The sequence below is a fragment of the Hydrogenophaga sp. ZJX-1 genome (assembly GCF_048590325.1).
Taxonomy (GTDB): domain Bacteria; phylum Pseudomonadota; class Gammaproteobacteria; order Burkholderiales; family Burkholderiaceae_C; genus Hydrogenophaga.
This window is the reverse complement of sequence record NZ_JBMBRA010000001.1, coordinates 193,753-208,727: the sequence shown is the minus strand read 5'-3', so window position 1 is coordinate 208,727 and position 14,975 is coordinate 193,753. Positions and strand designations below refer to the sequence as shown.

Sequence of the window (14,975 nt, the reverse complement as noted above, 5' to 3'; positions counted from 1 at the left end):
ACATCCTGTCTGCGATCAGCGTAATTCAAACCAACCCTTCAATCGTCGATACAACATGCTATTGATCAATGACCTGACGCGGCAAGACGGCACGCTCTCCGAACAAATCATGGAGGCAGCGCGACGGGTGCTGTCATCGGGCTATTTCGTGTTGGGCAGCGAAGTTGAACACTTTGAAGGCCTGTTCGCTCAGTACTGCGGTGTTGAACATTGTGTGAGCACGGGCAATGGCACCGACGCGCTGGAACTGGCCATGCGGGCGCTGGACCTGCCGGCCCAGTCGGGCATCGCGTTGGTTGCCAATGCCGGTTTTTATTCCTCTGTTGCTGCGCTCGGCGCAGATCTGCAACCGGTCTATGTCGATGTCGACGACGACTCGTTGTTGATGGACCTGGAGGCTCTCGCAAGCGTCCCTGCTACAGATATAAAGGTGGTCGTGGCCACCCATTTGTTTGGTCGCATGCTGGACATGAACAGATTGACAACACTGTGTCAGCAGCGGGGGTGGTTTCTGATCGAGGACTGCGCGCAGTCGCACGGGGCAAAAGGTGCCGATGGCCGGATGGCGGGCAGCTACGGTGATCTGGCTGCGTTCAGCTTCTATCCAACGAAGAACCTCGGTGCAGCGGGTGACGGTGGTGCCGTCGTGACCGCGTCAACACCGCTGGCGCAGCGACTGAAAAGCCTGCGCCAGTATGGTTGGGGCAAAAAATACGAGGTATTGCACGCTGGAGGGCGCAACTCCCGGCTGGATGCCTTGCAGGCAGCCATTCTGGTCGAGAAGCTGCCCTATCTTGACCAGTGGAATCAACAGCGGCGAGACATCGCACGGCGCTACAGCGAGCAGATCACCAACCCGTTGGTCAGGCTGCCCACGGTCACCGGCGACGACTATGTCGCCCACCTCTTCGTGGTCAGGGTCCATCAGCGCGGCTCACTGGCTCAGCACCTGCGCCAACACCATATCGCCACCGATGTTCACTATCCGATTCCGGACCACCGACAACCCGTGTGTTCGTCTGAATATTCGGGAACCCATCTTCCGGTCACAGAAGCAGCCGCACAAACCGTGTTGACCCTGCCCTGCTTTCCAGCCTTGAACGACGCCGAAGTCAACAGGATTGCACAAATCATCAACGACTGGAACGGGCAATGAACTCATTGATCATTCCGGTATATCTCAACGAGGGGTCCATTCCGCGCCTGCTGACCACCGTTCAGGGCATGTACGAAGCCCTGAACGGTGAGTTGGAGGTCGTCTTTGTTGTGGATGGCAGTCCTGATGCCAGCGCCGAGCGCCTGCATGAAGGACTGCAGCAAGCCAGGTTTCCAGCGCAACTGGTGACCTTGTCAAAAAACTTTGGTTCTTTCCCTGCTATCCGCACGGGTCTTCAAGTTGCGCGGGGCGAGCATTTTGCTGTCATGGCGGCCGATCTGCAGGAACCGCCCGAATTGATCTTGAAGATGTTTGAGGTCTTGAACGCCGACAGTGCGGATGTGGTTGTCGCGAGTCGCGTCAGTCGTGACGACCCACGCCTTTCACAGTGGTTCTCACAATTGTTCTGGTGGGCATACCGCAAGTTCGTTATGCCTCAAGTACCACTGGGCGGTGTCGACGTGTTTGGCTGCAATCGCTTGTTTTTGGAACACCTGCTTTCGCTGCAGGAGGCCAGAAGCTCGCTGATTGGGCAGATTTTCTGGCTGGGATTTCGTCGAGAAACCCTTTCCTACAGCCGACTAGGACGCCAGGAAGGAAGCAGTGCATGGAACTTCCGTCGCAAACTGGACTATTTGTTTGACAACGTGTTTTCGTTTTCGGATCTTCCTATCCGGATCCTGACACGCTTGGGCATTACTGCACTCTCTCTGGCGTTTTTAATGGCCCTGGTCGCGGCCTTTTCTCGATTGACCGGCCTCATCGAGGTGCCAGGCTACACAGCCACCTTGCTGGCGGTATTAGGCTTTGGAGGTTTGAACACACTGGGCCTGGGCATTGTTGGCACCTACGCCTGGCGGGCTTACGAAAACACCAAGCAGCGCCCGCTGTCCATGATTCAACGAAAATTCGAATTTAATACGAATACAACCGAAAAGATCTGAATGAAAGACTATTTCTGCCACGAGCATGCCCTGTGCGAAAGCACAAAGATTGGAGCGCGAACCCGTATTTGGGCATTTGCACATGTATTGCCAGGGGCCATGGTCGGATCCGATTGCAACATTTGCGACAATGTTTTCATTGAAAATGATGTTGTCATTGGTGACCGTGTTACGGTTAAATGTGGCGTCCAGCTGTGGGATGGCATGGTCGTTGAAGATGATGTATTCATCGGGCCCAATGCGACCTTCAGCAACGACCGCTACCCGCGCAGCAGACAACATCTCGAAAGCTACCCACTGACCAGGATAGAAAAGGGAGCATCCATCGGTGCAAACGCGACCATTTTGCCAGGGCTTCATATCGGCGCAAACGCAATGATCGGAGCTGGCACAGTCGTCACCCGCTCAGTGCCGCCCAATGCGATTGTCATGGGAAACCCTGGTCGCATTACTGGCTATGTTGGCACCGATCGGAGCCGCAAGGCGACAACACTACCTGACGAAGTTGACGTCAGTGGTGTGCAACAGCTGAACGTGAAAGGTGTAACGCTGCGCAAACTCCCGCAGGCCCGGGATTTGCGCGGTAGTCTGGTCGCTCTGGAGTTTGGGCAACATGTTCCATTCTCGGTGAACCGCTCCTTCGTGGTCTTTGGCGTTCCCAATCGGGAGGTGAGAGGAGAACATGCGCACAAGGTATGCCATCAATTCCTGGTTTGCTTGAATGGGCAATGCAGCGTCGTGGTCGATGACGGCACGCTCCGCCAGGAAGTCAAACTGGACAATCCCGGTCTTGGTTTGCACATGCCGCCCATGACATGGGGCATCCAGTACCAGTACTCCGAAGGTGCGGTCTTGCTGGTCCTGGCGTCGCATCATTACGATTCAAGCGACTATATTCGTGACTACGGTCAGTTCTTGAGCATGACCAGCAAGCAGACCGATGCAAGCTAATCGCCCGTTTTTTCTCCAGTTCAATCGATTTCTGGTTTCTGGCACGGTCAATACAGCGCTGAGCTATGCTGTTTACCTCTTATTGCTCAGGGTAACGTCTTATGAACTGGCCTATATCGTCTCTTATGTCCTGGGACTGGGTTTTGGCTACTACCTGAACAGCCGCTGGGTGTTCTTCAAGAGCAGCACCAAGCTGAAGATTGCGCTCTACCCAATTGCCTACTTCCCGCAATTGATCATTGGCACACTGCTATTGCGTTTGATCAGCGATGGGATGGGGGTTCCTCCAAGTCTGGCAGCCATTTTTGTGATCATCTTGAGCGTGCCCATCAACTTTGTTGCAGTTCGTTGGGTGATGCATCAAAATTACACCCTTCAGATGCTGTGGCAGAAACTTCAACTGAACGCTGGCCGCCTGACACAGCCCAAGATCATATTTTTTTGGCTGATATCCTGCGCTTTCGCTTCACTATTTTTAGGCTACCACCCGCAACTCGAGATCACTTTAAGAAGTGCTGGTGGTCAGATGCAACTGACTCAAACCCAGCCTTTCACCCGCTCAATTGAGTCCACAACGCAACAGGTGCTGTCCGGAACCCGCACGATTGTGTTTTCCGCATCGAATACACTGGCAAGAAGTCTAGTTTTAGATATCTCCTCGTTTTCAGACTCAATCCAGCTACAGAAGGTAGACTTTCTATTTCTTGGTTTGCGCAAACATGTCAAACCAGATTCAATCATCAGACAAATTGATCAAGCTGGAAGCTATTCGAACCTAGAAATAAGTATCCCTGCAACCGTCACCCTTTTCGGAATGATCCCCTGGCTGTTTGCAGGGCTGTTTTTGTTTGCACTTTTCAAACTCTGGCCCAAGCAGCTCGATGGCCATGATGGTGCAACAAACTGGGCTGTGGCATGGGTTGTGTTTTGCTTTTCGATTTTTGCACACCAAGTGGTATGGTCCTCCGCCTGGCTACCCCTTATGGACGACTGGCGCTATTATTCCGATGGAGGATTTTCGCTCATCAACGAAAGTTTTGACTGGATTTTGATTTCCGGCAATGACACCTACTTTTTAACCGGACAGGTATTCGACTGGATATTGTTGAAAGCATTCAATGGCAATTTTTTATCGATCCGAATTTTCGGACTTGTTGCGTTGGCTGGATTTCTATCTTTCGCGATTGCATTGCTCCTGCACTTCAGCCGAAATTTCACAGCAATTGCACTGATTTTTCTGAGTCTTTGCATATCAAGTTCGGGGTACTGGGGCCACACTGGCATTGCTTACCATCAAATGTTGCCTGTGCTTTTTTTCACATGGAGCCTCTGGCATCTCACGAAAATCAGCGACCAAAACCCATCAACGCCGGGTCAGCTGGTGGTGTTTGCTTCTTTGGCACTGGCAGCGGGTCTGGCTTATATATCAGGCCCTATATTATTCATATCACTGGGCATTGCAAGCCTTGCCATCATTTCCCTTCCATGGCTTCAAGCACGACCTGGCATCATCAAGAACAATCAGGATGCCAATCGCTGGCGACCCGCACTTATAACATTGAGTTTGGTCGGCGTTACGACCATGCTGGTACAACTTGGCATCGTCATTTCGCGGCAAGGATCGCTGCTGGAACACAGCCACGCTTCTGCAACGGTCTTGCCAATTGAAGCCCGATTTTGGTGGTTTTTTGCCGGTTTGTTTGGACGCGCAACTGGCCTGCCCAACACGTCTGTTTGGCTGGATCTTTTTATAGTTATATTGTTTTTTGCAAGCTTGCTTTTTCTTGCCTTTATTGCGACCCGGCGTCGACTCAGCATCCGTGAAAATCAGACCCTGTTGATAGCCTTCGGCTGCGGGTTTGGGGCACTTCTGTATGCTTGCATGGTGTCCGCAGGACGTTCAGGATTGACCGCAAAAGATGCCACCGGCTGGGCACAAATCGCTGTTTATGCAAAGGGCAGGTTCCATTATTGGTGGCTTGCTGCATTGCTCCCGATTTTTTTCGCACTGACACTTGAATTCATCAAACCCAACACAGCTTGGCGACGCCGGCTTACCATTCCTCTAATATTACTTCTTGTAATATTTAAATCTGATCAGATTATCCACAACGATTCGAAAAAATTCGAGACCATAAAGGCAAAAGAACTCAGTGGAACTGATTGCATTCGCAACCGATGGATGGAAGCACAACATGACAAGAGTAAGCGCTATGATTGCCCTGACTTTTACCCAGACATTTTAAATGGCTTCATAAGACCCATCACCACAAGAAACCTACAACCCGCCACAGAGTTATTTCAATACCGAATGAAATCCTCGGAATAGTTACCGGTCAAACCGATTAAAAACAGGGACACGCATGCAAAGCGAGTCGACAGATATCCGTTGCGCAAACCGGCACGCAATGGCATGCGCATTTATTGCGATTGTAATCTTCATCATTGTCAGCCAGATTACAGGTCGCATACCGGTGGCTCAAGGTGCTGGATGGGATGGTGCCTTGTACTTGCGCTATGTTCAGACAATCGCAGCGGGGTCATTTGTCGACACAGGCCCATACCACCTCAGTCGAATGCTTGGTTTTGCGCCTGCGTTAATCGCAGCACTTGGTGGCCTTAAAGAGCAAGGACTGTTACTTTTTCAGTCCATATTGAATTCGGTGATGTTGGCCATCTCTTTGGGGATGTTCCTTCGCCTGCTACTGGACTGGGGGCTATCGAAGAGTGCGGCATGGATCGCGACGTCTTGCCTTGGTCTGAGTTGGTCCTGGCTGATCATGCCTGTGTTCTACCCGATGCTCAGTGATCACACTGCGTTGGTAGTGTCTGTGTTGTCTATGTGGGTCTGGAACAGAAACAGGCCCGACCTTCTAGCGATCCTGGCCTTTGCTTCCGTTTGGATCATGCCGGGTCTTTTATTGGTTCCCATGTTATTGGCCTGTGCGCCAATGGATCCAAATTCCTCCGTGGAGTTAAAAAGTACCTTGCGGCCAATGTTTCGATGGATGCTGCAGATACTGATTGCCCTTCCTTTGATTGCAGTTTGCGTTATCGCGTTCCACATTGAAGATGCTGAAATCACGACACATCCAAAAGGCCTTGATGTTGCGTGGCTTTCGTTGAAATATATCTCGATGACTTGCCTCCTCCTATCGGTTGTCGCAATTTGGTTGGCATGGACAAGGTTGTTTACACAACGCTGGTTCTGGTCGAAGCTATCATTGCAGGGCATGATTTGGACCATTGGTGCTAGTGCTTTCAGCTTGTTGCTATTGGTATTTATTCTTGACTGGGATAGCGGTTTCCGGGGTCCGCCTATTCTTCATAACATGTTGCTGCAATCCCTCGCAGCTCCTTTCAAGCCCCTCGTTGCAAACTTCCTGTACTTTGGCCCCATTCTTCCGCTTGCCATTGCGTCGGTACTGCGATGGTCCATTGCGATACCTAAGTCAAAACTTGAGCCACATCTTGGTCTGGCAGTCGTCATACTCGCGTTTCTACCATTTTTGTTGATGGGATCGGAAAGTCGCCAATGGGCCGCAGTGTTCCCTGTGAGTGTTGCATGGTTGGCTGTTAGATTGCGCAGCGAATGGCGCCTGCTACCTTTTGCGGTGATGGCTGTGGTCATGCTTATCCCTGCTGCTGCCATAAAACCGACTCTGGCACAGGCCGTTATTTCACAGCTCCCATTGTCGCACCCTGATTGGCAGGTTTACTTCGGCAGGTTAGGCCCTTGGATGTCGAGGGAAAGCTATTTTAATGGAGTGATAGCTTTAAGCTCTTTTGTTCTGGTTTTGTTCGCAATTAAAAGATCTTGGCGCATCTTTTCACTCGATCAACGACACAATTGAGCAACGAAGTTTTTTTGCTGGGTGGATTCAATAGAAACCGCATCCAGATAGGATTCGCAGCCCACTCACTGACACCGGCCAACGGCCACCGACTTCTTCCCATAGTTCACGAGCACCGCTTTTCACACAATATTCGCTACAACTGTACCTGTCCCATGGGCAAGCTACCGTGCAATGTCACTTGCCGTAGTTGAGATATTGTTTGACAGACTTTGAATCCACCAAGCGCTAAGGTCAAATATTTATGGAATACAGACGAGAGGTGGATGGCCTCAGGGCACTCGCGGTGCTGCCGGTCATACTTTTCCACGCTGGTTTCGAGGTATTCAGTGGGGGTTTTGTAGGGGTCGATGTTTTCTTTGTCATCAGCGGCTACTTGATCACAACGATCATTTTGTCTGAACTCGAGCAAGGAAATTTTTCAATCATCAACTTTTACGAGCGGCGTGCAAGGCGGATTCTCCCGGCCCTGTTTCTCGTAATGCTCGTGTGCCTGCCATTTGCTTGGCTATTCTTGTTACCAAGCGAGATGAAGGGCTTCGCGGAGAGTCTTGTTGCGGTACCGCTATTCGTTTCCAACATACTGTTTTGGCGTGAAAGTGGCTACTTTGATGCTGCAGCTGAACTCAAACCCCTGCTACATATTTGGAGTCTGTCTGTAGAAGAACAATATTACGTCATTTTTCCCTTATTCCTCATATTGACCTGGCGCCTAGGCAAGCGCAGCATCCTAGTATTTCTTGCAATATTTGCCTTGGCAAGTCTTGGCGCAGCACACTGGGGGTCCAAGTTGAATCCGGCTGCTGCATTTTATCTTTTACCAACACGAGTTTGGGAGTTGCTCATCGGCGCCTTCGTTGCGTTCCATCTATCAGCAAAAATTCGAACCAATCCGAGCCCCACGGCGCAAGAAATCGGTAGTGTGGCGGGTCTGGGCTTGTTGCTGTACAGCGTGCTTGTTTTTGATAAATCAACACCTTTCCCAAGTCTCTACACGCTCGTTCCCACCGTTGGTACTGCACTGATCATTCTCTATGCTTCACAGTTCACATTCGTAGGGCGCATGCTCGGTATGAAAGTTTTTGTAGGTGTGGGCTTGATCAGCTACAGTGCCTACTTGTGGCACCAACCATTATTTGCATTTGCCAGGCATAGAGGCTTGACAGAATTTGACCGAGGTGCGTTCCTTGTTTTAGTTTCATTGTCTCTCTTGTTGGCGGGAGCCAGCTGGCATCTTGTCGAAAGACCTTTTAGAAGCAAGAAATTAGTAAGCCGCAATAAGATCTTTCTACTCGGAATTACTGGCATTTTGTTTTTTGTTTCATTCGGTCTTTTAGGCCATTATAAGGATGGCAATATTGGACAGCTTGATACAAAACAGGAAATGTTTTTAGCAAGTTTCGAGAATGATTTGCCAGCCTGGAACTACTTCAAGAGGACCAGAATTCCAGAGAAGTACCGTTTTGACTGCGACTTTTACGACTTACCAAAGTACCGCACTGGGAACGCAACCAACGTACCATTGGAATCCATTTCGATCAAATGTTTCACAAGCCAAAAAGATAGAGAAAAGTTGATTTTTATTTGGGGTGATTCGCACGCACAGCAACTGTATCACGGGTTAAGCAAAGTGATCTCTACGGATCACGATATTCTGCAAGTTGCCAGCTCGGGCTGCGTTGCCAAAATAGCGACCACCAGATCCAATCTCGATTATTGCGAATACTCAAACTGGTTTGCATTTCAAAAAATACAGGAACTAAGACCGAAATCTGTAATAATTGGGCAAAACCTCCATCACAATGCGAAGGAGATGAAGAAGATTTCTGATGTGCTTGTAGGCATCGGAATCGAGAATGTGATATTTACCGGACCAGCCCCTCATTGGACCCCTAAATTACCCAATATTATTGCCTATAAATTTTTCCCAAATACTCCTCATCGTACATTTGTTGGTGTCAGGAAAGAAGTTCTTGAAAATGATAAAAAAGTCAAAGCAGAGTTCTTTTCTTCTTCAAATGTTTTCTATCTAAGTCTGATCGACTATTTTTGCAATGACGATGGATGTCTTGTGTATTATGGTGATGATGTCGGTGATGGTATTACGACTTGGGACGCCGGCCATCTTGCTCCGATTGCGTCATACAACTTCGCCAAAGACGTTCTTGCAAAGTACTTGGTTGAATAGCGTTGTGCTCCCAAGGTCTTGTGCATGTCGAACATTGTGCGAGTCGGCGACTTGGAACAAGCGCGGTTCGCAAGCACTCGCCCATCGGCGGTGACGCTCGCGATGTATCCCCCCACCTTCTACGTTCGGTATTGGTTTTACCTGCTCCGGCTCAGCAATGGCGCTCTAAAAAGGGACCGACAATACAGGGTGGCAGCGCTTGACAGCTCGCCACAGTCTGTTTCCTGCAGCCTTTTCACAGAACATGAAGATCCTCACCTCCAGGTTTTCTGGCGACACGCCGACCACTCCGGCCAAATACTGCGTCTTCTCCCACTTTGATGCGAACGACCGGGTAGAGCGCTATGTGCTGCACTACCTGGAACAGCTCAAGCTGTGTGGGTACGAGGTGCTTCTGGTGTCCACCAGCCGGGCCATCTCTGAAGCTGACCATGCCGCCTTGTCCCATGTCTGCCACACGGTCTGCCTTCGAGAAAACGTCGGCTACGACTTCGGCTCCTACAAGGCGGGGATTGAGTTGCTGAAGCAGCACGGCGCCCGAGTCAGTCGTCTGCTGGTTGCCAACGACAGTGTTTTTGGCCCGTTCAACGATCTGCAGCCGATCCTCCATGAGATGGAGCGCGAGGACATCGACCTCTACGGCCTGACCGACTCACACGACCACGGTTACCACCTGCAAAGCTACTTCATCTCGTACGGCTCCAAGCTGTATGAAAGCGCAGCGTTCGACGACTTCTGGTCTTCGGTCGACCTCATCAGCAACACCACCGACAATTTCAAACAGAAAATCGTTCACAACTACGAGGTGGGTGGCAGCCAGCACTTTCTTCAGGCTGGTTGCAGCTACGCGGTTGTCTTCCCCTACCGGGATATTCTCAATCGGGTGTTTCAGCGCACATTGCGGAGGCTGGATGAGTCCCGGCAACCCGACTCAGACATCGTCATCCAACCCGGCGAACTGGTTTACAACCTCAACGCATCGCACTGTTATTGGGAAGAACTGATTGACATGGGCATGCCTTTCATTAAGCGCGAGCTTTTGACCAGGAACCCCACCGCCACGGATGTCTCGACATGGCCACAGAAGATAGAGACCACCTCGCACTACGATGTTTCCATGATCCTCGAAGCACTCATCAACCAGGGCGCGATCGAAAACGTATACCCCATCGATATCGGTCAGGCGCTGTCCGTCATCCAGACCCCGGAAGACGTTGTTGATGTCCCCCTCACCCCTGCCCTCAGCAAGTGGATCAACGCTGCCAGCGTGCCAGCTGCAGTCCAGTTCCGCTTTGACGACCAGTTCTACCTCAGCAGCTACCCCGACATTGCCGCGGTGGTCGAGATTGGCGACTACCCCTTCGGCCTGGCGCATTTCAAACGCTACGGTTTCCTGGAAGGCCGCAAGTGCGCATTCAAACGGGTGGTGAAGAATTGAAAGTCCTGTTTTCCACGTATCCGATGGCGTTTCATACGCCCGGCGGAGGTGAAGTCCAGTTGCTGGCCTATCGGGATCATCTGCCGCAGATCGGGGTCGCTGTCACCCTGTTTGACCTGTGGAATCCACGCTTTGACCAGCACGATGTGGTTCACTTTTTTTCGTGCGTTGGTGGCTCGGTGCACTTCTGTCACTTCGTCCGCAACTTGCGAAAGCCCCTGGTCATCACGTCCAGCCTCTGGATCACTGAAGAAACCAGGCATCTCTACCCCATCGATGAGATCCGCCACCAGCTTTCGCTGGCGGACCGGGTGATCACCAACTCGGAGATGGAGAGCGACACACTGGCCCGGGTCCTGGAGCTGGACCGATCGAAGTTCGCAGCGGTGTACAACGGTGTGGACGAGGTTTTCCAGAAGAAGCCGTCTCCGGATCTTTTTCGGTCCAACTTCAACGTTCGAGGCCGGTTTGTGCTCAATGTCGGCAACATCGAGCCGCGAAAGAACCAGTTGGGCCTTGCCCAAGCCATGGCATCCCTGCCCGATCACGAACTGATCCTGATCGGTCACATCCGCGACGCAGCCTATTTCGACAAGATCAAGGAAGCGGTGCCGGAGGGGCGGTTTCGATACCTGGGACCGCTGGACCACCATTCCGAATTGCTCCGCTCCGCCTACCAGGCCTGTGACCTGTTTTGCCTGCCCAGCACGCTGGAAACGCCGGGTTTGGCCGCGCTCGAAGCCGCTACACAGGGTTGCCGCCAGGTCATCACGGAGGAGGGTTCGACCCGGGAGTATTTTGGTGACGATGCCATCTATGTTTCACCCAAGGATCCTCAAGCGATCGCCTCCGGACTGAGGCAGGCCCTGTCGATGCCAGCCCCCACCGCTGCACAGGCGGACCAGATCTACGAGCGCTTCGCCTGGATCCGGGTCGTCGAAAAACTGAAGTCGATCTATGAAGGCGTCATCTGACATGGCCACCACGCAACTTGTCCACGAGGGATCGCCCCGACAGTCTGGCCAGACAACGGCCTGCGTGTTTGCGCACACTGCCGGCGGCGAGTTCATCGGCGAGTACGTTTTCCACTATCTGCAGTGCCTGAAGCAGATCGGTTGCGCCACCGTGTTCTGTTCCAGCGCCGTACAGCTCCGGCCCGAGGATTTGGCGCGCTTGCAGATGCTGTGTCACCAGCTTGTTCTCGGTGTTCCGCTGGGCGGTGTGTTCCATGCCTACCGTGCTGGCCTGGGTCAGCTGCAAGCCGACAAGGACACCTGGGACAAGGTAGTGTTCACACACGACCAGCTGTACGGCCCGCTGAACGATCTGGGTCCCTTGTTGCGCTTTGGTGACGAGCGGGACCTTGATATTTGGAGTGCCTCGGATGGGTTCGCCAGCGGGTACTACCTGCACAGCGATTTCCTGGTCATGCGGGCAGCGGCTTTGACGCACCCATCCGTCCGCGAATTCTGGGACCGCCTCCCAGCCCTGCTGCCCGAGGCAGGGAACACGGAGGGCAACCGTGCAGCGCTTCGCCAGATCGAGAAGGAAGCCTGCACCCGATTCACCGATGGCCTGCTGAGGTTGGGGGCGTTCTGCAGCGTGTCCGATGTGCGGCGCCATGTAGCCGAAGTGCTGTCCTCGCAACTGCCGGACCATTCTTCCATTCGACGCCGGTTGCTGGACGGTGTGAGCGTGCGCCAGGACGTTCGCCACGCCCACTGGGACTTGATCGTTGAGACGTTCCGCTATCCCTTCATTCACGCCGACCTGCTGCGGCACAATCCCCTCGGCGTCGACATCGATGGATGGGGCGCCCTCGTCCAAGCGCAGGCCGGCTGCGACGTTGACCTGATCGGCCAGGATCTTCGCGAGTTCCACCATGCGGACACCTCGAAACAACTGGCCTGGCTGCTGGATGAAGTCGAAACACCATCGGGCATTCGGATCCCCTACTTCCTGACACAGCTGCTCACGACCTGGCCAGATCTTGAGGAAAAGCTGAACATCGGCGTGGCCACCGAAGAGGCGGTTCTCAACTCCATTGCGTTTTGGGAGCATCCTCAGCGCAAGGCGATGCCGGACCTTATCTGGCCGGCAGCCAATCGGTTCCCGGATGTGGTCTACGAACCCGCTCCGGGCATCGTCCAGGACTCCGCCCTGTCCATCACCAAAGGGGCCCTGGCCGTCTGGCGAACCCGGACAGATATTCAATCCTTCGATCTGAATACCTTCCTGGGCCGGCAGCAGTTCAACCACTGGCGCCTCACGCTGGGCCAGGCGGAGTATCGATTCCTGGCGCTGACCGATCAGGACATCGCCCACCTCCATGCCCCCTGTCAGGTGTTTGCCGGCAAGATATCGCACCTGCCCAATCTGGCACTGCTCTCCGCCGCCTTCCACAACACACCAGGCATCGTCCAGCAACTGCAAGAAGGCGATGTCGCTGCCTATGAGCAGTGGTGGCCATGGAAGCAGGTCGAGCTGACCGCGTCACTGGATGCCCTGGTCAAACATCCCTCGCAGCAGAAATCGGGTTTCAGGGCGGCTTTGCCTCGCGGCACGCGCCACGAGCGGGGGGTCAATGTGGTGGGATTGCCCAATGGCCAGTTTGGTGTCGGCGAGGACGCACGAACCGCCACCCGCGCGTTGCTGCGCGCAGGGGTCGACACTTGCGTGTGCCCCGCACCCATCGGCGCCCTGACAACGGTATACAAACCCGAGTGGACCGATGACCTCGTCTCCAGCACACCCAGGTCCAGGACCAACCTGATCTGCCTGCCGGCCGCCGACACCTACCAGCTCATCCTCAAGGGGTGGGCCCCAGTGCTTGCCGGTCGATACAACATCTGTGCCTGGCAATGGGAGTTGCCCGTGTGGCCCAAGAGATGGGTTCCGTTGCTGAACATACCGGACGAGATCTGGGCGCAGTCCCGCTATGTGGCGGACATGTTTGCCAAGACCACCGACAAGCCGGTGACCTACATGCCGCTGTCCATCGACAAGCCGGTGTTTTCCCCGAGAGGAAAAGCCTTTTTCGGCATTCCGGACAACGCCTACACGTTCTTGTCCGTGTTCGACTGCAATTCGTGGATCAAGCGAAAGAACCCGATGGGTGCGGTCAAGGCCTTTGCTGCGGCCTTTCCGCCCGAGCGTTCGGACGTGCGACTGGTCGTCAAGATCATGAACTCCCAGTCATCCATTCCGGAGTACCAGGAGCTTCTGGCCCAGGTGGCCAAGGATTCGCGGATCATCCTGATCGACAAGTACCTGCCGCGCAACGACATGCTTGCGCTCATCGACGCATGTGACGTTTTTGTTTCACTGCATCGATCGGAGGGTTTTGGCCGTGTGATCGCCGAGGCCATGTACATGGGCAGGCCCGTGATATCCACCAACTACTCCGGCAGTGTGGACTTCGCATTCGAAGGCACCGCGTATACCGTTGACGGACCGCTGGTGCCATTGCGGCAGGGTGACTACGTCGAATTCGAGGGCCAGTACTGGATGGATCCGGACATCGATGATGCGGCCATGGCCTTTAGACATTGTGTAGAGGACGAGAGTGGAACTCAGGCCATCGCTCAGGCGGGGCATCTGCAGATCTCGACCCATCACACCATTGAGAAAATTGCTCAAAGATATCTTGAACGCCTCAAGGCACTGGCATCGAACTAACTGTTGAAAAACATATGAAATCCGATACTCCAAGCGACATTCACCCTGATGACGACATGTTTTCGGGTTCGCTTGACCATTACGAGTCTGTTGGCAAGGAAATGGCCGATCTTGTTGAGGTGGCCGCGCACGATTTGGGACTGTCTGCACCTCATATCCTTGAACTACCCTGCGGCTACGGGCGGGTCACACGCCATCTGGTCAAATTGTTCCCTGCTGAACGCATCCTTGCCTGTGACATCATGGTACCCGCCGTGGAATTCGTCGCCACCAAATTTGGCGTGAAAGGCCACCCAGCCGAGATCCCGGTCAATGAGCTCACGGGTATTGAGACGGACACTTTTGATATTGCAGTCATGGGGTCTTTGATCACCCACCTTTCTGCCGCGAACTCGCATACTTTGCTCCAGAATTTCTCCCGCGTAATGAAATCCGGGGGTATTGCAATTATTACCACACACGGCATTCGGTCGCGGCAACTGCTTGGAGAAAAGGACGTTTACCAGGTCGGCGAAGAAGCACGGCAGCATCTTGTCCAGCAATACGACAACAGTCGATTTGGTTTCGTCAATTACCTACCCGATCATTCGTTTGAAGCAAAGACTGTGGACTACATCGGTGACAGCTACGGTATATCGCTGATTCCAGACCAATGGATGACCGAAATCAGTCAAACTCTTGGCCTGAACATCATTAAAAAGATAGTCGGCGGCTGGGACAATCACCAGGACGTATTTTTCCTGCAAAAGCAATAAACAGTTCCGGG

Annotated in this window: 10 protein-coding genes; all 10 read left to right on the top strand. The window is 53.1% G+C overall.

The features are described 5' to 3' along the window. Positions 1–55 precede the first annotated feature (55 nt). The 10 genes from ACN5W5_RS01070 (at position 56) to ACN5W5_RS01025 (ending at position 14,964) form a co-directional block, all read left to right on the top strand. Positions 56–1,156, top strand: coding sequence for a DegT/DnrJ/EryC1/StrS family aminotransferase (locus ACN5W5_RS01070; RefSeq protein ID WP_420046758.1), 1,101 nt, complete (start codon positions 56–58; stop codon positions 1,154–1,156). Beyond that, entirely contained in the window at positions 1,153–2,100 is a 948-nt protein-coding gene (locus ACN5W5_RS01065; protein WP_420046757.1) for a glycosyltransferase family 2 protein, read from the top strand. The genes ACN5W5_RS01070 and ACN5W5_RS01065 overlap by 4 nt, the downstream gene beginning before the upstream one ends. Beyond that, positions 2,101–3,051, top strand: a complete 951-nt coding sequence (locus ACN5W5_RS01060) for a WxcM-like domain-containing protein (protein ID WP_420046756.1) — start codon at positions 2,101–2,103, stop codon at positions 3,049–3,051. Continuing rightward, complete coding sequence (locus ACN5W5_RS01055) at positions 3,041–5,380, top strand: GtrA family protein (RefSeq protein WP_420046755.1); 2,340 nt, start codon at positions 3,041–3,043, stop codon at positions 5,378–5,380. The genes ACN5W5_RS01060 and ACN5W5_RS01055 overlap by 11 nt, the downstream gene beginning before the upstream one ends. A 34-nt stretch (positions 5,381–5,414) precedes the next feature. Next, complete coding sequence (locus ACN5W5_RS01050; RefSeq protein ID WP_420046754.1) at positions 5,415–6,905, top strand: hypothetical protein; 1,491 nt, start codon at positions 5,415–5,417, stop codon at positions 6,903–6,905. Between the two features lie 244 nt (positions 6,906–7,149). Further along, positions 7,150–9,093, top strand: a complete 1,944-nt coding sequence (locus ACN5W5_RS01045) for an acyltransferase family protein (RefSeq protein WP_420046753.1) — start codon at positions 7,150–7,152, stop codon at positions 9,091–9,093. Between the two features lie 244 nt (positions 9,094–9,337). Further along, positions 9,338–10,531: a rhamnan synthesis F family protein gene (locus ACN5W5_RS01040; RefSeq protein WP_420046752.1), complete on the top strand. Its 1,194-nt coding sequence runs from the start codon at positions 9,338–9,340 to the stop codon at positions 10,529–10,531. Next, positions 10,501–11,505: a glycosyltransferase gene (locus tag ACN5W5_RS01035; RefSeq protein WP_420046751.1), complete on the top strand. Its 1,005-nt coding sequence runs from the start codon at positions 10,501–10,503 to the stop codon at positions 11,503–11,505. The genes ACN5W5_RS01040 and ACN5W5_RS01035 overlap by 31 nt, the downstream gene beginning before the upstream one ends. 1 nt (position 11,506) lies before the next feature. Next, positions 11,507–14,209 carry a glycosyltransferase gene (locus ACN5W5_RS01030; RefSeq protein ID WP_420046750.1) on the top strand — a complete coding sequence of 901 codons (2,703 nt, stop codon included), beginning with the start codon at positions 11,507–11,509 and terminating at the stop codon, positions 14,207–14,209. Between the two features lie 14 nt (positions 14,210–14,223). Next, a complete protein-coding gene (locus ACN5W5_RS01025) occupies positions 14,224–14,964 on the top strand; it encodes a class I SAM-dependent methyltransferase (RefSeq protein ID WP_420046749.1) in 741 nt (246 codons plus the stop codon). Positions 14,965–14,975 lie beyond the last annotated feature (11 nt).